This window comes from Rhodanobacter sp. MP1X3 (genome assembly GCF_014207165.1).
Taxonomy (GTDB): domain Bacteria; phylum Pseudomonadota; class Gammaproteobacteria; order Xanthomonadales; family Rhodanobacteraceae; genus Rhodanobacter.
The window spans coordinates 100,311-118,883 of the sequence record NZ_JACHCO010000005.1 but is presented as its reverse complement, the minus strand read 5'-3'; the positions used below and the strand labels follow the sequence as shown (position 1 = coordinate 118,883).

The following is an 18,573-nucleotide window of genomic DNA, read 5'->3' as shown; positions in this document are numbered from 1 at the left end:
ATGGATAACATCCGCGAATATCTGCAGCTGACCAAGCCACGCGTCGTCGCGCTTCTGGTTTTCTGCGCGGTGATCGGCATGTTCCTCGCCGTGCCGGGCATTCCGCCTTGGCGTGCGCTGGTGTTCGGTACCATCGGTATCTGGATGGCATCGGGTTCGGCGGCAGCCTTCAATCATCTGATCGACGAGCGCATCGACAAACTGATGGCGCGCACGGCGCGGCGGCCACTGGCCACCGGCAAACTCACCCCGCGGCAGGTGCTGATTTTTGCGGTCTCGCTGGGCATCGTCTCGATGCTGGTGCTGGCGCTGCTGGTTAATCCGCTGACCGCACTGCTGACCTTCGGTGGGCTGATCGGCTATGCGCTGGTCTACACGGCATACCTGAAACGTGCGACGCCGCAGAACATCGTCATTGGCGGCCTTGCCGGCGCCATTCCGCCGGTGCTGGGTTGGACTGCCGTGACCGACTCGCTGCATCCTTTCGCGCTGCAACTGTGCCTGATCATCTTCGTATGGACGCCGCCGCACTTCTGGGCGCTGGCCATCTTTCGTCGCGACGATTACGCGCGCGCGCAGGTGCCGATGCTGCCGGTCACCCATGGCGTGGTCTACACGCGCTGGCACGTTTTCTACTACACCGTGTTGCTGATCATCGTGACGCTATTGCCGGCATTGACCGGCATGAGCGGTCTGATTTATCTGGGCGGCGCGGCGGTCCTGGGTGCAGGCTTTCTTTATTACGCCGTGCGCCTGCTGAATCCGCCGGATGAGTTTTTCGCGATGAAGGTATTCAACTATTCCATCGTGTACCTGATGGCGCTGTTCGCGTTTTTGCTCGCTGATCACTGGTTGATCGGACCCATCGCGCATGCCGATACGATTTTGCGTCCGGTGATCTAGGCCGTCCAGATTTCCTTGAACACGCGGTCGAAGTTCAGGCCGAGCACCTTTTCGGTTGCGCGCTCGCTGTAACCGCGCTTAAGCAGGGCACTGGCGACGCGTTCCAGTTTGCGCGGCGTGTTGAGGTCGGGAATGTAGGGTGGCCGGTTTTCGCCCGGCGCGCCGACTCCCGCTTTCTTGCGGTCTTCTTCTTCCTTCGCCATGTCCTTCAGGTCGCTATCGCTGACTTCGAAGAAGGCAGAATCGGTTCCGATACCGACATGGTCCTCGCCGCAGACATTGAGCGCATGGATCATGTGCTGCATAAAGTCGTCGAGCATGGGTTGCCGGGTGTCGACCGTCAGAAACGGCATCATGTAGATGCCCATCACGCCGCCCTTGTCGGCGAGTGCCTTCATCTCGCGGTCTTCCTTGTTGCGCGGGTGCGCGAATACGCTGCGGCAACCGGCATGCGTGAAGATCGGTGGTTTGGTCGAGATGGCGATGCCATCGGCGGTGGTTCGCGTGTTTGCATGACTGAGGTCGAGCGCCACGCCTTGCGCATTCATGGTGGCGATCGCTTTGCGCCCCAGTTCAGTGACACCGTCGGTGTCGCCATCCAGGCAACCGCAACCGAACGGCGATTTGTGGTTGTAGGACAGCTGCATGATCAGTACACCGAGCTGGCGGAACAGCTCGATGCGCTCGATCTTGTCTTCCAGCATGGTTGCCGCTTCGAACGAAAAGATCACCGCCACTTTGTGCTCGCGCTTGGCCCGTTCCAGGTCGTCGTGGCGAATCACCTTGATGAATACCTCGGGGTGTTGTTCGATCAGGGCTTGCGCGGCAGCGATATCGGTCACGGTGTATTCGAACGTTCCGCGGTCGCCGCCTAGCGTGCTCTTCAGCGCGCTGATGCCGGAGTCCTGGATCTGCCCAAGCAGCTTTGCGAGGTCCTTTTCGTAGAGCAGGCCGCCGATCGAGGCAAGGGTGTTGCAATCGAGCACGAACGCTTGGCGATACAGAGCGGCGTCATCGGTATCCGCAGCTGCCAGGAGATGGTTGGCAGAAGCCTTGGTTTTGCCGGAAGCAGCGGGCTGCGGCTTGGCGGAAAGCGGTGGCAGTACCGCGGCAAGTAACGCACTGCCGGAAAGAGCCAATACTTGGCGGCGTGTCCAGAGTTCGCTCATGGAATTTCCTCGCGTAAGGTGGTGAATACTGATCTTGTCGACCAACGACGCAGCGGTACTTTTCAATTTATCAGTGATAAATTAGCATTCCGGAATACCGAGTACAAGCATGCGAAAAACTATTCAGACCGCAGGCCGCAAAGCCGCGCGCAAGCCGGACGAGGCGGCTTCCGTCGGCAGTCGCGCCGGACTCGACCGCGACCGTCTCGTCAATGCGGCTATCGATCTGTTGCAGGAAAAAGGCCTGGATGCGTTGAGCACGCGCCAGCTCGCCGAACGCCTTGGAGTCAAGTCACCCGCGCTGTACTGGCACATCCGCGACAAGAGTGAATTGCTTGGCCTGGTTGCCGATGCGATTTGCGCGCGCATGGCGTTGCCGGCGAGCAACCGTTCGTTCCGTGAGCGGCTGGAGGACATCGCCTGGGAATATCGCCGCGTGCTGGTGGCGCATCGCGACGCGCCACGACTGTTTGCGGAGTTGGCGCCGACCGGAGCGCACCGGATGAAACTCTACGATGCCGCGGTCGGTGCGTTTCTTGACGCGGGTTTCGCTCCGCCGGAGGCCATCGCGATGGCGACGTTCTATCGCAACTACCTGCTCGGCATGGTTGCCGAAGAAGCGCGTCAATCGTGGTCGACGCACTCCAACGCGTTGCGCCCCACAGTCGTGCTCGGCTCTGAGCTGGCCCGGCTTGGCGACGAATCGTCGGATTACCCGAATCTGCGCGGCGCGGCCGAGCTGCTGGCGAAGATCGAGCCCGAGGCGCTTTTCCGCATCGGCCTGAAGGTTCTGCTGGATGGCATGGAATGCCGCAAAGCTGAGTTTGCACAGCCCGGGAAAGCGAAACGTGCGGGTGGGAAACGCCCCGGTGCGAAGCGCTGAACTTGGCCGATGTCCTGCACTTGAACGCGAAGCTCACAGACGGTGGAAATTTGGTGCGTGCTGGTTGACACCTCTGTGTTGCAGCACGACAATAGCAAAGTCGATAGGCGCAATGCGCCCATCGGCACCCTGCCCAAACTAATCAAGGCATATGGACGTTTACCCTAGTCGCAACGTCGACATCCGCGAGCATCGGGTGCCGGCAATGCATCACAAGCTGATTACCTGCGGCGACCGCCTGCGGTCGGCTGGCGTTTTCCTCGACTAGGAAACTCCGGCCCACCTCCTTTGGCGCCGTTGGCGTCGTATACGAGGAGATGGGCGATGAAATTCTTTCGCACCCCTGGCTTTTTGCGCGCTCTGCGCACCTTTCTGCTGTCCGGTCGTCGTGACCAGGCACGTGTCGCGCGCGTCATCACCGTGCCTGCACCGCTGAGCCGTCCGGTGGCCAACGCGGTGGTTATCGACATGCCGCGTCGAGCGGACCTGTCGGCAGCCCGCGCCGCTGCTGCAGCTCGCGTCAAGCGTGGCCCGCTGCAAACTCACCGCAACAAAGTTCTGTTATCCAGTCAGGCATGAAGTTGCTTGCCATCTGCAAGGCGTGGCCTCCGCCATGGGCGGAGCGAGGGCGTTCGTCCTGACGATCGCCACGCTGCCCTGCGCCTAGCGCATGGCCCGACCGTTTCGCCGGTGGCGCGAACGGACTCCCAGAACATCCCTGGATAACACCATGATCAAGTCAGTGATCCCCACCGCTGCGGGCAAAAGCGGCTCGGCGTCTGTGCGCGCTGCTGTGGCACAAGAAGCGTTTCGCGACCGCGAGGCATTGTTTGCCGATCTCGACACCAGCGCTGCTGGCCTCGACGAAGAGCAGATTGCCGACCGGCTTGACCGCGATGGCAACAATGAGGTGTCGCACGAGAAGCCGCCGCACTGGACGCGGCAGCTTTGGCGCGCCTTCAAAAACCCGTTCATCATCGTGCTGCTGATCCTGGCGATCGTGCAGGTGTTCGTGACGCCGGATGATTTGTCGGGGCCGATTATCATTGCCGTGATGATCGGTATCAGCGTTTTGCTGAGTTTCAGCCAGGAGTATCGCTCCTCGCGCGCGGCGGAAAACCTCAAGGCGATGGTGCGCAACACCGCCACGGTGACGCGCAAGGCATCGGATGGGCACAGCGAGCGGATCGAGGTGCCGGTGGGTGAACTGGTGGCTGGTGACATTGTGCATCTGGCCGCCGGCGACATGGTGCCGGCGGACCTGCGTCTGCTCACCGCGAAAGACCTGTTCATCAGCCAGGCCATCCTCACCGGTGAGTCGCTGCCGGTCGAAAAGGTGGCGCCCACGCAAGCGCAGATCGACGCGCATGTCAGTGGCACGCTGCATGAAAACCCGCTCGACCTCACTACCGTTGGCTATATGGGCACCAACGTGGTCAGCGGCACGGCCAGCGCGGTAGTGGTGCTGACCGGCTCGCGTACCTACCTGGGCTCGATCGCGCGCACGATCACCGGTCAGCGCGTGCAAACCAGCTTCGACCGCGGCGTAAAAAGCGTCAGCTGGCTATTGATCCGCTTCATGCTGGCGATGGTGCCTATCGTGCTGGGCATCCAGTGGTACAAGCACGGCTTTTTCGAGGCTTTGCTGTTCGCGCTGTCGGTCGCTGTGGGGCTCACCCCGGAAATGCTGCCGCTGATCGTCACCGCCAACCTGGCCAAGGGCGCGTTGGCGATGTCCAAGCGCAAGGTGGTGGTGAAGCGACTCAACGCGATCCAGAACTTTGGCGCGATGGATGTGCTGTGCACCGACAAGACCGGCACCCTGACGCTGGACAAGATCGTGCTGGAGCGGCATCTCGATCTGGACGGCGAAGAGTCAGCAGACGCACTGGAGTACGGCTACCTCAACAGCCATTTCCAGACCGGCCTGAAAAACCTGATGGACAAGGCAGTGCTCGAGCATCGCGACCTCGAAGGTACGGTATCGCGTTATCGGGTGATCGACGAGATCCCGTTCGACTTCCAGCGTCGCCGCATGTCGGTCGTGCTGGCCAATGGCGATAGCCAGCATCTGCTGATCTGCAAGGGCGCGGTCGAGGAGATGCTGGCGATCTGCGGCTCCGAGCGCTGCGCTTCCGAAGACGGCAGCGACAGCATCGTGCCGATGACCGACGAGCGCCGCAACGAGATCAAAGCGATGACCCGCCATCTCAACGAGGATGGCCTGCGCGTGCTGGTGGTGGCGATCAAGCGGGAGCCGCCGGTTACGCACACCTATGGCGTCAAGGACGAGGCTGACTTGGTCGCTATCGGTTGCCTGGCTTTCCTCGATCCGCCCAAGGACAGCGCCGCCACCGCCATTGCCGCGCTGCATCACCACGGCGTGGAAGTGAAGGTGATCACCGGCGACAACGAGGCGGTAACGCGCAAGATCTGCCGCGAAGTGGGTCTCGACGTTACGCACTCGGCGCAGGGCCGCGATATCGAGCCGTTGGAAGACGCGGCGCTGGACGAGCTGGTCAAGCGCACCACCATCTTCGCCAAGATGTCGCCGCTGCAGAAGGCTCGCGTGGTGAAGTCGCTGCAGCGGCAGGGTCACACGGTCGGTTTTCTCGGTGACGGCATCAACGATGCACCAGCCTTGCGCGAAGCGGATGTCGGCATCTCGGTGGATACCGCGACCGATATTGCGAAGGAATCGGCCGATATCATCCTGCTGGAAAAAAACCTGATGGTGCTGGAGGAGGGCGTGCTGGAAGGGCGCGTCACGTTCGGCAACATCATGAAGTACATCAAGATGACCGCCAGCTCCAATTTCGGCAACGTGCTGAGCATGCTGATTGCCAGCCTGTTTCTGCCGTTTCTGCCGATGTTGCCGCTGCAGGTGCTGGTACTCAATTTGTTGTACGACATCTCACAGCTGTCGATTCCGTTCGACCGCATGGACGACGAATACCTGCGCAAGCCGCGCAAGTGGGATGCCGGTGACATTGGTCGCTTCATGGTCTGGATCGGACCTGCCAGCTCGGTATTCGACATGACCACGTTTGCGCTGCTGTGGTACGTGTTCGGAGCGAACAACCCGGCGCATCAGGCGTTTTTCCAGTCCGGCTGGTTCATCGAGAGCCTGCTCACGCAAACACTGGTGGTGCACATGATCCGCACGCGCAAGATTCCTTTCCTGCAAAGTTCGGCCGCCGCGCCGGTGCTGGGTTTGACCACGGCGATCATCATCATCGGCATGCTGATTCCCTACGCCAGCATCGGTCACAAGATCGGCATGGTCGAGCTGCCCGGCATCTATTTTGGCTGGCTGGCGGCAACCGTGTTGGCCTACTGCGTGCTGACCCAGGTCATGAAGCTGGTTTACATCCGCCGTTACGGCCGCTGGTTGTAGTCAGCCGTCGTAATGCGCAATGAAACGATGCGGGGCCGCAACCGATGTACGGTGACGGTCACGCATCGATCCGCTCGCGTCGTTCACGCACGGAGATAAGTGTCATGAATGGAACCCTCATCCTGCTGGATATTGCAGGCTACGTCGCCCTGCTTCTGTGGGGCACACACATGGTGACCAGCGGCGTGCTGCGTGGCTACGGCAGTGCGTTGCGTCGCTGGCTGGGTCGCTATCTGAGTCATCGTCCGGCGGCATTTTGTTTCGGCATGGGGCTGACGGCACTGCTGCAGAGCAGTACCGCTACAGGGATGATGGCGACCTCCTTCGCGGCCAGCGGATTTCTTGGACTGGCGCCGGGGCTTGCGGTGATGCTCGGTGCCAATGTCGGCAGCACGCTGGTAGTGCAGCTGCTGTCGTTCGATATCGCACTGATTGCGCCGGTGCTGATACTGGCCGGCTTTGTGGTTCATCGTCGCAGCGACGATGCGCGTTACGAAAACATCGGTCGTGTCGCTATCGGTCTTGGCCTGATGCTGCTGGCGCTGCACTTGCTGGTGTTGTCATTGGCACCGGTTGAAAACGCCTCTGCGCTGCACGGCGTGCTGCAGAGTCTGGCCAGTCAGCCGGTGCTTGCCGTGCTGGTGGCGGCGGTACTCACGTGGGCGTGCCACTCAAGCGTGGCCGTGGTTCTGCTGATCGTGTCGTTGGCCACGGCTGGCGTTGTCGATGCACAAGGGGCGCTGGCGCTGGTGCTTGGCGCGAATATCGGTGGCACGTTGCCGGCCTTGTTCGATGCGCATGGCAATGTTGCCAAGCGGTTGCCGCTGGGCAACACCTTTGTACGGTTGTTTGGCTGCCTGATCTGCCTGCCGTTGCTGCATCCGCTGATGCAGCTGCTGGCGCCGCTCGGTAATTCGCCGGCGCGCATGGCGGTGAATTTTCATACCGCCTTCAATCTTGCGCTGGCATTGATCTTTATCGTGCCGGTCGAGAGCCTTTCGCGGCTGCTGATTCGCGTGCTGCCCGAACCACCGCGGCCAGCCGATGCCGGCGTGCCGCAGTATCTGGACGAAGGTGCGTTGGACAGCGCAAACGTCGCATTGGCCAACGCTGCCCGCGAGTCCATGCGCATGGCCGACATGGTCGAAAACATGCTCAAGGGATTGGTCGAGGTGTTCGGCAAGGACGATCGTCAACGCGCAGCGGCCATCAGCCGCATGGACTCGACGCTGGATCGCCTCGGTGTGGCCATTCGCGAATACCTGGCCGGTCTTGGCGGCGAAGCGTTGAACGAAGAGGACACCGAGCGCACCCAGGAAATTCTGACCTTCGTCATCAATATCGAGCATATCGGTGATATCACTGCCAACAATCTGATGGAATTTGCCGCCAAGAAGGCGCAACGGGGGCAGGATTTTTCAGCAGACGATATCCAGGATCTGGCGCTGATGCATGGTCACGTGATGGAGAGTCTGCGGCTGGGCATGACGGTATTTCTGCGCAGCGATTTGCGCGCTGCGCAGAAGCTGTTCGCGCGCAAGGAAGTGCTGTGGCGGTTGGAAAACGAGATTTCAGAGCGGCACATTCGCGCGTTGCGCGAACGCCGCGATGAAGGCGGCGCGGGTGATGTCTATCTGCGGATCCTGCGTGATCTCAAGCGAATCCACTCGCATCTGGCCGCGCTGGCTTATCCCGTACTCGAACACGCGGGGTTGTTGCAGGATCGGCTGATTCGCGAAGCGGTTACCGCATCCTGCGCCACCCCATGACGATGAACCTCATCACCATTCACAGCATGAAGAAGGAGAACACCTGCCTTGGACCCGGATTCCAGAAATAGATTAGCCAGAAGTCGATCACTCAGAACCAGATCACTCAGAACCAGATCAGCGAATACCCTGCCGTCGTTCTGACGCCGCATGCGCGCACGCTCCAGTAAGGAGCGATGCCCGAACGCGGCGGCCGTTGATGGCCTCACCGCGGTTCGGGATGCGCCCGGCAGCTCTTATCGGAGCCGCCAGCTTTCCCTGCCGTTCCCGCGCTGCGTCGACTCTGCCCAGTCGGTGCACGCATGAGCCTGTTGCATGAAGGGGAAGCCCATGCGCTTTCAAACCACAAAAAACATGACCTGCCGTTTCGCTATTGCGACCCTGATCTTCTCGCTGGCGGCCTGCTCGCACGCGCCAAAAGAGGCGCCACCACAGCCAGCAGTAATCGATGACCACGGCCTGTTGCGGATACCGGACCACTCGCCGCTGCGTTCGCGGCTGCAGGTACAGACGGTCGAGCTGCGTGCGTTGCCGCACACGCTCGCCGCACCGGCGATGGTCGAGGCCGATCCGGCGCGCACGGCCAATATCTTGCCGCCCCTATCGGGCAAAGTGGTCTCGCTGAAGGTCGGTCTTGGCGACACGGTGCACCGCGGACAACTGCTTGCGGTGATCGGGTCGGGTGATTTTGCGCAGGCGGTTGCCGATGTCGCCAAGGCCCGCGATGCGCTTGACCTGGCGAAGAAAAGCCTCGACCGCGCGAGCGGAGTGCAGCAGGCAGGCGGCGCGGCGGTCAAGGATCTGCAGGCTGCGCAAAGCGGCTACAACCAGGCGTTGGACGAATACCAGCGTGCGCAGACGCGACTGGCGGCAGTTGGCGGTACGGCCGATAGCGGCAAGCATGCTGCCGGTCCCGGCATCAGCGTGCTCGCGCCGATGGATGGCAGCATTACCGCGCTGTCGATCGCACCAGGCACCTACGTCAACGACGTTACCGCGCCGATGATGACCATCGTCAATCTCGATTTGGTCTGGGTCACCGCCAATGTGGCCGAAGACGATCTCGCACTGGTTGCGCGCGATGAGCCGGTCGACGTAACGCTGTCCGCCTATCCGGGCAGCGTGCTGCACGGTCGCGTCAGTTCCGTCAGCAGCGTGCTGCAGCCCGATACTCGCCGTGGCATGGTGCGCATCACCGTCAGCAATGCCGATGGTCGCCTGAAGCCGAATATGTTCGCCACCGCTACGTTCGCTGCGGCGCAACCGGCGCAGGTGTTTGTACCCGAGTCGGCCCTGCTGATGAACAACGACAGCACCACCGTGCTGGTCGAGGTATCGCCTTGGACGTTCCAGCGCCGCACCGTGCAGCTGGGCGATGACGAAGGCACCGGCACGCGCGTGCTGGCTGGCCTGCGTCAGGGCGACCGCGTGGTGGTGAAGGGTGGAGTGTTGCTCAATGATTGACGCCATCCTGCGGTTTTGTTTCCACCGCCGCGTGCTGTTCCTGGTGGTGACGGTGCTGGTTGCGCTGTTCGGGTACTACTCCTGGACGCAGCTGGCGATCGAGGCCTATCCCGAACTCAGCGACGTCACGGTGCAGGTCACCACGCAAGTGCCGGGCTTGGCTGCCGAGGAGATCGAGCAACAGATCACCACGCCGCTGGAGCGTGGACTGTCCGGTACGCCAGGTCTGGTCAATATCCGTTCCAGCAGCACGTTCGGGCTGTCGCTGATTACCATGGTTTTCAAGGACGGCGCCGAGGATTACTGGGAACGTCAGCGCGTTACCGAGCGGCTGTCGCAGGTGACGCTGCCGACGGGGATTACGCCCAGTCTCGACCCGGTTTCCGGCCCGGCCGGCGAGATCTATCGCTATACACTGGAGTCGGACAGCAAGAACCTGATGCAGCTGTCCGAGCTGCAGAACTGGGTGATCGTGCCGGCCCTGCAGCAGGTACCCGGGGTGGCCAACGTCGACGTGTTCGGCGGATTTACCAAGGAGTTCCAGCTGGAGCTCGATCCGGCGCAGCTGTTGCGCTACAAGGTCAGTGTCAACCAGGTCAGCAGCGCCATCTCGGCCAATACCGCCAACGCGGGCGGCGGGCGCATCACGCGCGGTGAGCAGTCGTACATCGTGCGCGGCATCGGCATGGTACATACGCTGAAAGATCTCGGCGATATCGTGGTCACGCAGTCCAATGGCGTGCCGGTGTTCGTGCGTGATCTGGGCAAGCTGCAGTACGGCCATCAAGTGCGCGAAGGCATTCTGGGCAAGGACAACAACCCCGACACGATCGAGGGTATCGTCGATCTGCTGAAGTACGAGAATCCGTCGCGCGTGCTCGAAGGCATCCACGCCAAGGTAGCTGAACTCAATCAGCGACTGGCTGCGCAGGATGTGCGCATCGTGCCGTATATCGATCGCGACGACCTGGTCAAGGCGACCAAGGAAAAGGTACTGCACACGGTGATGGAAGGCGTCGGCCTGGTCTGCATCGTGCTGATCCTGTTCCTCGGCAACGTGCGCGCGGCGCTGGTGGCGGCGGTGGCGATTCCGATGTCGCTAGTGACCGTGTTCATCCTGATGCACTTTCTCAAGATGCCGGCGAATCTGTTTTCGCTGGGTGCGATCGACTTCGGCGTGATCGTCGATGGCACGATTGTGGTGACCGAGGCGATTCTGCGCCGGCGCGAGGAGAAACCGGACGAAGCACTGACCGAAGACGATGTGATGACGGTGACCTCGCACGTCGGCCGTTCGATCTTCTTTGCCACATTGATCATCATCACCGCGTATGCGCCGCTGCTCGCATTCGAGCATGCGGAAGGCAAGCTGTTTGCGCCGATGGCTTTCACCGTCGGTTTTGCGCTGCTCGCTGCGCTGTTGTGCACCATTACGCTGACGCCCGGGCTGGCTTTCATTGCGCTGCGCAAGCCGCGCAAGCTGTTCCACAACAAGCCGCTGGAACGGTTGCAGCACGGCTACAGTCGCTTGCTCGATCGGTTGTTGAATCATCTGCCGCTGGTCTACGTGATCACTGGCGCGGCGCTACTGGCCGTGGTGTTGCTTGGCGGTTCGCTGGGCCGCGAGTTTCTACCGGACCTGGACGAAGGTTCGCTGTGGCTGCAGGTACAGATGCCCACCGGTCTGTCGCTGGACAAGGCCAGCGAGATGACCAGCGAGCTGCGCCGCGCGGTGCGCGAGTTTCCCGAGGTGTCGTACATCGTCACCCAGCTTGGTCGCAACGATACCGGTACCGATCCTTGGACGCCCTCTCATGTGGAATCTGCCGTCGGCCTGACGCCTTACAGCAGCTGGGCCAACGGTGAGACCAAGGCGCAGTTCCTGCGCAAGTTCAACGCGCGCCTGCAGCAGCTGCCTGGCATGAGCATCGGCATCAGCCAGCCGATCGTCGATGGCGAAAACGACATGATCGGCGGTGCGCACAGCCCGCTGGTGATGCGCATCTACGGTGACGATCTGGTCGAGATGCGGCGCATCGGTAACAGCATCGTGGATGTGCTCAAGGGCGTGCGCGGTACCGCCGATGCGTCGATCTTCCAGGAGCCACCGATTCCGCAGTTGGCGATCGAAGCCGATCGCATGGCGGCCGCACGTTACGGCATCAATGTGGCCGATATCAGCGCGCTGATTCAGACGGCCATCGGCGGCGCACCGATCACCCAGGTATATGTCGGTGACCGCACCTACAACGTCACCGCGCGCGTGCCGCAGGCGGTGGCCAACAATCTGGAAGCGATCGGCAACCTGCCATTGTCCGCTGCCAGCGGCGCGCAGATTCCGCTGAAAGAGGTGGCGCACATCAGTCTGAAGACCGGTGAGAGCACCATCTCGCACGAGAAGAACGAACGCGCACTGACCATCCGTGTCGACAACCGCGATCGCGCGCTGTCGGAGTATCTGGCCGACGCGCAGCAGCAGATCGATCGGAAGGTGCATTTCGACAAGCAGGTTTATCGCACCGAGTGGGCTGGCACGTTCGAGAATCAGCAGCGCGCGCAGGCGCGTCTGATTGTGGTGCTGGGCCTGGTGATGGCGATCATGGCAGTGTTTCTGTACGCCGAGTTCGGCAAACTTCGGCAGTCGTTTCTGGTGCTGGCCGTGGTGCCGTTGGCTACGTTGGGTGGACTGATTTCGTTGCACCTGCGCGGCGAGACGCTGAACATTGCGACGGCGGTCGGCTTTATCGCGCTGTTCGGTGTGGCGGTACAGAACGGCATCATCATGATCTCCAACATCAATCGCGTGCGCGCTGGCGGTTTGTCGATCGAGGAGGCGGTAGTGGCGGGTGCCACTGAGCGGTTCCGCCCGGTGCTGATGACGGCCACCGTGGCCAGCGTCGGCATGCTGCCTGCCGCGATGGCTACCGGCATCGGCACTGACGTGCAGCGCGGGCTGGCATCCGTCGTGGTCGGTGGCTTGCCGATCGCGACCCTGCTGACGCTGTTTATCCTGCCGGCGTTCTACTTCGCGATGGAGTACGCCATCGAGCGCCGCGCCGCCCGCAAGTCACCTGTGGCGGGGGAGAAATGAGCATGCGTATTTCACTGGCGTCGATGTGTGCATCGCGCCGTCCGCAAGGAGACCAGACGATGAAAGTTCTTAATTACGGACTACCACACCATCGCGTAATGGCAGTTCGTTCTGTCATCTTGCTGATGCCTCTGTTCGTGGCCGGCTGCATGGTTGGTCCGAACTTCAAACAGCCGTCCGCGCCGCCGGTCGATCACTACTCCGCGCAGCAGTTGCCGGTACCGACGGGTGCCGCTGGTGGCAACGATGCCCAGCACTTCGTTGCGGATATGCAGGTGCCTGCGCAGTGGTGGACGCTGTTCCATTCGTCGGCATTGAATCAGCTGATCACGCAGGCGCTGGCATCCAATCCGGGCATGCAGGGCGCGCGCGCTGCGCTGCGCCAGGCGCAGGAGAACGTGGCGGCGCAAAAGGGCTCGTATTACCCGTCGGTCGATGCCGGTATCAGCACCACACGCCAGCGCAACGCATCGACATTGGCCAGCCCGCTGCAGTCCAATGCGAACTACTACACGCTGACGACGGCGCAGGTCAGCGTGTCTTACATGCCGGATATTTTTGGCGGTAACCGGCGTGCGGTGGAGTCGCTGCAGGCACAGGCCGATGCGCAGCGTTTTCAGCTGGAGGCGACCTATCTCACGTTGACCTCCAACGTGGTGCTCGCCGCGATCCAGGAGGCTGGCTTGCGTGCGCAGATTGCGGCAACACACGACATCATCGATGGCCAGTCAAAGATTCTGGACACGGTACGTCGTGAGTTTGCCTTGGGTCAGTTGGCCGAGTCCGATGTCGCCGCGCAAGTCGCGCTGCTGGCGCAGGCACAGGCGACGTTGCCGCCATTGGAAAAGCAGCTGGCGCAGCAGCGCGATGCGCTGGCGGCTCTGCTGGGCAACTACTCCAGCGACGATCTGACTGCCCATTTCAGTCTGGCCGATCTGCAGCTACCGCACGATCTACCCCTTTCGATTCCCTCGCAGTTGGTGCAACAGCGGCCCGATGTGCGTGCGGCCGAGGCGCAATGGCATGCGGCCAATGCGCAGGTTGGCGTGGCCATCGCCAATCGTTTCCCCAAGCTCACCCTGTTGGCGGGAGCCGGTAGTTCGCCGACGCGTTTCAACGACATCTTCAAGGATGCGACGAATTTCTGGAATCTTGGCGCCAATGTCGCGCAGCCGATCTTCGAAGGTGGCAGCCTGATGCATCAGGAGCGCGCCGCGAAAGCAGCCAACGATCAGGCCGAGGCGCAGTATCGCGGCACGGTGATCGCCGCGTTCCAGAACGTGGCCGATACGCTTTATGCGATCCGTTCGGATAACGATGCGCTTGCTGCCGCACAGACTGCCGCCAGCGCGGCATCGAAAAGTCTGGTCATCACCCAGCATCAACTGGCTCTGGGCGATATCGGTGAGGCGGTGCTGCTCACGACCCAACAGACGGCACAGCAGGCGCAGATCGCGCTGGCCAGTGCGCAGGTCAGCCGCTATGCGGACACCGTTGCGCTGTTTCAGGCCTTGGGCGGTGGTTGGTGGAATCGGCAGGACGTACCGGGTGCGCAAAGGATTTCTGGCGTTGCGCCGTTGGCGGACGCTCGCGCGCAATAGCGTCAGGCGAAATCAGGCGCTGCTGCACTTCCACGCTAGCGTCGCTGGCACTTGGTTTGCCTTGCGTCAGGCAGATTCGTTGTCAGCGGCGCGCCGCCGATGCCGCCACCACAGCACCAGCAGCAGTATCACGATGATGCCGACAAGTACCCACAGGCTGCTTTGTCCACGGCCCATCCATGTCATCAGCCACTCGTGGTTGTCGGCGCCGAAGTAGCCCAGATAGACCCAGAACGGCACGCTGATCAGCGCGGCGAGTCCGTCCATCAGCAGAAAGCGTACAAACGACACGCGATGGCTGATGCCGGCCGTGATGTAGACGGTGGTACGCATACCGGGCAGAAAGCGCGCGATGAACAGCATGCGGTTGCCGTAGCGGACGAATTTTTCCTGCACCATCTTGTAGCGGGCAGGCGTCAGGATACGTGACACAAAGCGCCATTTCAGGATGTTCGCGCCGTAGCGGTGACCGAGCAGAAAGATCGCCGAATCACCCAGCAGCACGCCGAACATCGCCAGCGCAAACATGCCGTGCACGTTGACGTAGCCAAGTCCGGCGATGACGCCACCGGCGACCAGGGTCACGTCTTCGGGCAGCGGCAGACCCGCGCCGCAGATCATCAGCGCGATAAATACTGCAACGTAGCCGTTCTCGGCAAAAATCGTGACCAGTCGTTCGAGCAGATCCATGCGTGCCGGCGCGCGGCCGGTGGTTGGCGGCAAAGCGGCATCATCCCACACGTTGCATGACCATTGCCCGTGGGGCGACAGTCTGCCCTACGGCGAAGCCATGTGGCGCCGCCTCAATTGCCTCGATCGGCACGATTTGCAGCTGATTTGGCGCAACGCCGCAAAGGCGTCACACGAGGACCTGGCAATTGCCGATTTCAGTTACGGTCACGCGCCAAGCAGGCCCCGGGCTGTGCGAAAGACGCTGCCGGGGCGCCTAAGACAGCGGGTCGATGACCAGACAATGTGCCTTACGGTGCACGGGAGGCGCCACGCATGCGGGATTACCTGTCATCAGGAATGCTGGCGGTATGCCTTTGTGACATAACTGGCTAGCTCAAGTCCGAGGTAAACAGTTCGCGAATCGGCAAGAGTGCACGCAGCTCGTCTTTCTCGGCTGCGGTCAACTGGTTTATGCGACTTTCCAGATCACGTTTCCGCATGAGGCTTGTCTGGTGCTCCAGACGGGCTATCGCGTCGAGGAATTCGCGACTTTGCCTTTCCGGCTCGCCCACTGAAATGGCCGCCATCAGCTTCTGCAGCGCTGGATATTCCTCGCGCTCGGCAAAATGTTCCACCAGCATCGCCGAGTTGATACCGGGGCGCGAGCGCGCAATGTCGAGCAGTTCGATCAGCAGGCCGATACCGGGTTTGTCGAGTTGCGAAAAACGATAGGGCTTCTCGAGGTGGTCAGCGACGCCTGGCTGCGCGAGCAGTAACGCGATGGCGCTGCGCACCAGTGAGCGTTGTACCGCGACCGGTCGCTGCACTGCGCGATGAGAGGACGGTTCGTGCTGTACCAGTGCACGCGCGCCGCTGCGCCGCTCCAGTTCCTGGCCCATCAGGTCCCGAAACGCGCCGTCGGGTAATTTGGAAATCAAGGGACGCGCGCGTTCAGCAAGACGTGCGCGTCCGTCGAGGCTGCCCATTTCGACATCGTGCGAGAGTTCGTTGAAGAAATAATCCGACAGCGGCATCGCTTCCTTGATGCGCTTCTCGAAGCCTTCCTTGCCCTCTTTGCGCACCAGCGAATCCGGATCCTCGCCGTCGGGGAGAAACAGGAAATACGCCTGGCGCCCATCGCGCAAGCGAGGTAGCGCCGATTCCAGCGCTTTCCATGCGGCCGCGCGGCCGGCACGATCGCCGTCGAAACAGAACACCACGTCTGGCGCGGCGCGGAACAGCACTTCGGTATGTTCCGGGGTGGTCGCGGTGCCCAGCGTAGCGACTGCAATCGGCAGCCCCGCCTGATGCAATGCGATCACGTCCATATAGCCCTCGACCACGACGATGCGCTGCAGGCTGGTATTGGCCTGCTTCACCTGCCACAGGGCGAACAGCTCGCGGCCCTTGTGGAATAGCGGCGTCTCAGGGGAGTTGAGGTACTTCGGCGTCTGCTCGGCCTGTAAAACTCTCCCGCCGAACGCGATCACGCGCCCGCGCCGGTCCAGGATAGGAAACATCAAACGCTCGCGGAAGCGGTCGTATTTGCGGCCCTGTTCGCTGCTGGCCACCATGCCGGCCTCGTTGAGCAACTGCAGGCGTCGCTCGCTATTGCCCAGCGACTTGATCACGCCGTCGTAGCCGGCCGGCGCCCAGCCGATGCGAAAGCGCTGGATGGTTTCCGCATCCAGTCCGCGCTTTTTGCAATACGCCTGCGCGTCCGTGTTTTTCGGCAGCTCGCTCTGATACCAGCTGGCCGAGCTGTCGAGCAGGGCATAGAGGTCGGTCTTGTCCTCGCGCGGCGCCGCCTCGCGGCCACCTTCGCGAGGTACCGTCATGCCCAGCGTCTGCGCGAGTTCCTCGACTGCGTCGGGAAACTCCAGCCGTTCGTAGTCCATCAGGAACTTCACCGCACTACCGTGCGCGCCGCAGCCGAAGCAATGGAAAAACTGCTTGGCCGGACTCACGTAAAACGACGGCGTGCGCTCGTTGTGGAAGGGACAGCAGGCCGTCCACTCGCGCCCGGCCTTCTTCAACGGCACACGCCGCTCGATCACGTCGACGATGTCGACGCGGGCAAGCAGTTCATCGATAAAGCTGTCGGGGATAAGGCCGCGCATCAGATCACTAGTCTAGCGGTTGCAGGTATGGAATTTGGCCGGGCGAAGCGGCGCGCGGCCCAAAACAAACGGCGCCCGAAGGCGCCGTTCGAGGTGTCGCTGATCAAGCCGGTCAGAACAGGTGGACGATACCCACCAGACCCAGCACGATGATCAGGAAAATGATGATGAAGATGGCAAACAGCACCTTGGCGATGGTCGCCGCTGCGCCGGAAATGCCGCCGAAGCCTAGCCAGCCGGCGACGAGCGAGATGATGGCGAAAATGATGGCCCAGTGTAAGGGATGCATGGGATGCCCTCTTTGATGTAGGTAATGGCCGGAATGGCCGGACGCAATTGGTGCGGCATTCTTAGGGCATGACCGTGAAGAGAATGCATGAATTGGCGGGCCGACCATGAAAATGTCACGTTCGCAGAATATTGCGCTGCGTTAGTCCCGCAATCCGCGTCCGGCGCGCGACGAAGCTCAGCCCAGACGCGCCTTGATCTTGGCCGACACCACAGCCATGTCGGCGCGGCCAGCGGCTTTTTCCTTGACCGCCGCGACCACCTTGCCCATGTCACGGGCCGAGCTGGCGCCGGTCTCGGCTATCGCTGCTGTTACTAGCGCATCGATCTCGGCATCGTTCAACTTGGTCGGCAGGTAGGTTTCGATCACTGCCATCTCGTCGCGTTCGATCACCGCCAGATCCTCGCGACTGGCCGCCTCGAACTGGCTGACCGAGTCACGCCGCTGCTTGAGCATCTTTTCCAGTGCGACGAGTACCTGGGTGTCATCCAGTTCGATCCGCTCGTCCACTTCGCGCTGCTTGATCGCGGCCAGCATCAGGCGGATCACGCCCAGCCGATGCTTCTCGCCGGCGCGCATGGCGTTTTTCATGTCTTCGGTGAGCTGCTGTTTGAGCGTCATGCGGGGTATCTCCAATAGAGAGGAAATGGCGTCGGGTTAGTCATTCTACGGAAACGACAAAGCCGGCGTTGCCCTGGAGGACAACACCGGCTAGATCGATCCAATGTGCTTGCGGTGGCTGCGAGCGGCTCTTGTTAGAGCTGGCGCCAACCGTGCTTCCTGTGTGCCTGGCGCGAAGCGCCGGCGGACCTGCCGATGAACGGCAGATCGGGAAACTCAGTACAGGCGGGTCTTGCGCGACACGTCACGCGACAAGCGGCGCAGGTGGCGCTTGACGGCAGCAGCGCGCTTGCGCTTGCGCTCCTGGGTCGGCTTCTCATAGAACTCGCGCTTGCGCGTTTCAGCGAGCACGCCGGCCTTTTCGCAGGTACGCTTGAAACGACGCAGTGCGATCTCGAACGGCTCGTTCTCGCGAACTTTTACGTTGGGCATGGAAACTCCGAGTGGTAATCTGCCCGCGGATACGGGCCTGTTGAATAGGGCGAGCCGCGAAGTATACCGTGCATACCACTGAATTTTCAAAGCCCCGATGAAGCCCGATCTGATCAAGCCCGATTTGACGGGCTCATTCCGATGAAACCCGACTTGAACAAG

At 61.6% G+C, this 18,573-nt stretch carries 14 protein-coding genes; 8 read left to right on the top strand and 6 right to left on the bottom strand.

What is annotated here, in order from left to right:
• Positions 1–903 carry a heme o synthase gene (cyoE, locus tag HDE79_RS14315; RefSeq protein WP_184602657.1) on the top strand — a complete coding sequence of 301 codons (903 nt, stop codon included), beginning with the start codon at positions 1–3 and terminating at the stop codon, positions 901–903.
• Here the strand turns inward: cyoE and HDE79_RS14310 are convergent.
• On the bottom strand, positions 900–2,072 hold the full coding sequence (locus HDE79_RS14310) for a membrane dipeptidase (RefSeq protein WP_184602656.1): 1,173 nt from the start codon (positions 2,070–2,072) through the stop codon (positions 900–902). The two genes, cyoE and HDE79_RS14310, sit on opposite strands and share 4 nt — an antisense overlap.
• A 109-nt stretch (positions 2,073–2,181) precedes the next feature.
• Here HDE79_RS14310 and HDE79_RS14305 point away from each other — a divergent pair, with 109 nt between their 5' ends.
• The 7 genes from HDE79_RS14305 to HDE79_RS14275 all read left to right on the top strand — a co-directional run bounded on the left by HDE79_RS14305 (position 2,182) and on the right by HDE79_RS14275 (position 14,277).
• On the top strand, positions 2,182–2,955 hold the full coding sequence (locus tag HDE79_RS14305) for a TetR/AcrR family transcriptional regulator C-terminal domain-containing protein (protein ID WP_184602655.1): 774 nt from the start codon (positions 2,182–2,184) through the stop codon (positions 2,953–2,955).
• Positions 2,956–3,279: 324 nt separating this feature from the next.
• Positions 3,280–3,534 carry a hypothetical protein gene (locus HDE79_RS14300; protein ID WP_184602654.1) on the top strand — a complete coding sequence of 85 codons (255 nt, stop codon included), beginning with the start codon at positions 3,280–3,282 and terminating at the stop codon, positions 3,532–3,534.
• A 151-nt stretch (positions 3,535–3,685) separates the two neighbouring features.
• Positions 3,686–6,352 carry a magnesium-translocating P-type ATPase gene (gene mgtA / locus HDE79_RS14295; RefSeq protein WP_184602653.1) on the top strand — a complete coding sequence of 889 codons (2,667 nt, stop codon included), beginning with the start codon at positions 3,686–3,688 and terminating at the stop codon, positions 6,350–6,352.
• Between the two features lie 104 nt (positions 6,353–6,456).
• The gene (locus tag HDE79_RS14290) at positions 6,457–8,121 is read left to right on the top strand and encodes a Na/Pi cotransporter family protein (protein ID WP_184602652.1); all 1,665 of its coding nucleotides are present in this window, start codon (positions 6,457–6,459) and stop codon (positions 8,119–8,121) included.
• Between the two features lie 330 nt (positions 8,122–8,451).
• On the top strand, positions 8,452–9,585 hold the full coding sequence (locus HDE79_RS14285; protein ID WP_255488424.1) for an efflux RND transporter periplasmic adaptor subunit: 1,134 nt from the start codon (positions 8,452–8,454) through the stop codon (positions 9,583–9,585).
• Positions 9,578–12,676, top strand: a complete 3,099-nt coding sequence (locus HDE79_RS14280) for a CusA/CzcA family heavy metal efflux RND transporter (RefSeq protein ID WP_184602650.1) — start codon at positions 9,578–9,580, stop codon at positions 12,674–12,676. The genes HDE79_RS14285 and HDE79_RS14280 overlap by 8 nt, the downstream gene beginning before the upstream one ends.
• A gap of 59 nt (positions 12,677–12,735) precedes the next feature.
• The gene (locus tag HDE79_RS14275; RefSeq protein WP_255488423.1) at positions 12,736–14,277 is read left to right on the top strand and encodes an efflux transporter outer membrane subunit; all 1,542 of its coding nucleotides are present in this window, start codon (positions 12,736–12,738) and stop codon (positions 14,275–14,277) included.
• 66 nt (positions 14,278–14,343) lie between these two features.
• Here HDE79_RS14275 and HDE79_RS14270 read toward each other — a convergent pair whose 3' ends face one another.
• From HDE79_RS14270 to rpsU, 5 genes are all read right to left on the bottom strand, one after another.
• Positions 14,344–14,967, bottom strand: a complete 624-nt coding sequence (locus HDE79_RS14270; protein WP_184603040.1) for a DedA family protein — start codon at positions 14,965–14,967, stop codon at positions 14,344–14,346.
• Between the two features lie 371 nt (positions 14,968–15,338).
• Positions 15,339–17,069 carry a DNA primase gene (gene dnaG, locus HDE79_RS14265; RefSeq protein WP_184602649.1) on the bottom strand — a complete coding sequence of 577 codons (1,731 nt, stop codon included), beginning with the start codon at positions 17,067–17,069 and terminating at the stop codon, positions 15,339–15,341.
• Between the two features lie 112 nt (positions 17,070–17,181).
• Positions 17,182–17,358 carry a DUF1328 domain-containing protein gene (locus HDE79_RS14260; RefSeq protein ID WP_184602648.1) on the bottom strand — a complete coding sequence of 59 codons (177 nt, stop codon included), beginning with the start codon at positions 17,356–17,358 and terminating at the stop codon, positions 17,182–17,184.
• Between the two features lie 177 nt (positions 17,359–17,535).
• Positions 17,536–17,979: a GatB/YqeY domain-containing protein gene (locus HDE79_RS14255; RefSeq protein WP_184602647.1), complete on the bottom strand. Its 444-nt coding sequence runs from the start codon at positions 17,977–17,979 to the stop codon at positions 17,536–17,538.
• A 216-nt stretch (positions 17,980–18,195) separates the two neighbouring features.
• Positions 18,196–18,411 carry a 30S ribosomal protein S21 gene (rpsU, locus tag HDE79_RS14250; RefSeq protein WP_077483322.1) on the bottom strand — a complete coding sequence of 72 codons (216 nt, stop codon included), beginning with the start codon at positions 18,409–18,411 and terminating at the stop codon, positions 18,196–18,198.
• Positions 18,412–18,573 lie beyond the last annotated feature (162 nt).

What these genes read in the sequence shown, in the direction of transcription:
- cyoE (WP_184602657.1), top strand. Translation starts at nt 1, where the DNA reads ATGGATAACATCCGCGAATATCTGCAGCTGACCAAGCCACGCGTCGTC.
- HDE79_RS14310 (WP_184602656.1), bottom strand. Translation starts at nt 2,072, where the DNA reads ATGAGCGAACTCTGGACACGCCGCCAAGTATTGGCTCTTTCCGGCAGT.
- HDE79_RS14305 (WP_184602655.1), top strand. Translation starts at nt 2,182, where the DNA reads ATGCGAAAAACTATTCAGACCGCAGGCCGCAAAGCCGCGCGCAAGCCG.
- HDE79_RS14300 (WP_184602654.1), top strand. Translation starts at nt 3,280, where the DNA reads ATGAAATTCTTTCGCACCCCTGGCTTTTTGCGCGCTCTGCGCACCTTT.
- mgtA (WP_184602653.1), top strand. Translation starts at nt 3,686, where the DNA reads ATGATCAAGTCAGTGATCCCCACCGCTGCGGGCAAAAGCGGCTCGGCG.
- HDE79_RS14290 (WP_184602652.1), top strand. Translation starts at nt 6,457, where the DNA reads ATGAATGGAACCCTCATCCTGCTGGATATTGCAGGCTACGTCGCCCTG.
- HDE79_RS14285 (WP_255488424.1), top strand. Translation starts at nt 8,452, where the DNA reads ATGCGCTTTCAAACCACAAAAAACATGACCTGCCGTTTCGCTATTGCG.
- HDE79_RS14280 (WP_184602650.1), top strand. Translation starts at nt 9,578, where the DNA reads ATGATTGACGCCATCCTGCGGTTTTGTTTCCACCGCCGCGTGCTGTTC.
- HDE79_RS14275 (WP_255488423.1), top strand. Translation starts at nt 12,736, where the DNA reads ATGAAAGTTCTTAATTACGGACTACCACACCATCGCGTAATGGCAGTT.
- HDE79_RS14270 (WP_184603040.1), bottom strand. Translation starts at nt 14,967, where the DNA reads ATGGATCTGCTCGAACGACTGGTCACGATTTTTGCCGAGAACGGCTAC.
- dnaG (WP_184602649.1), bottom strand. Translation starts at nt 17,069, where the DNA reads ATGCGCGGCCTTATCCCCGACAGCTTTATCGATGAACTGCTTGCCCGC.
- HDE79_RS14260 (WP_184602648.1), bottom strand. Translation starts at nt 17,358, where the DNA reads ATGCATCCCTTACACTGGGCCATCATTTTCGCCATCATCTCGCTCGTC.
- HDE79_RS14255 (WP_184602647.1), bottom strand. Translation starts at nt 17,979, where the DNA reads ATGACGCTCAAACAGCAGCTCACCGAAGACATGAAAAACGCCATGCGC.
- rpsU (WP_077483322.1), bottom strand. Translation starts at nt 18,411, where the DNA reads ATGCCCAACGTAAAAGTTCGCGAGAACGAGCCGTTCGAGATCGCACTG.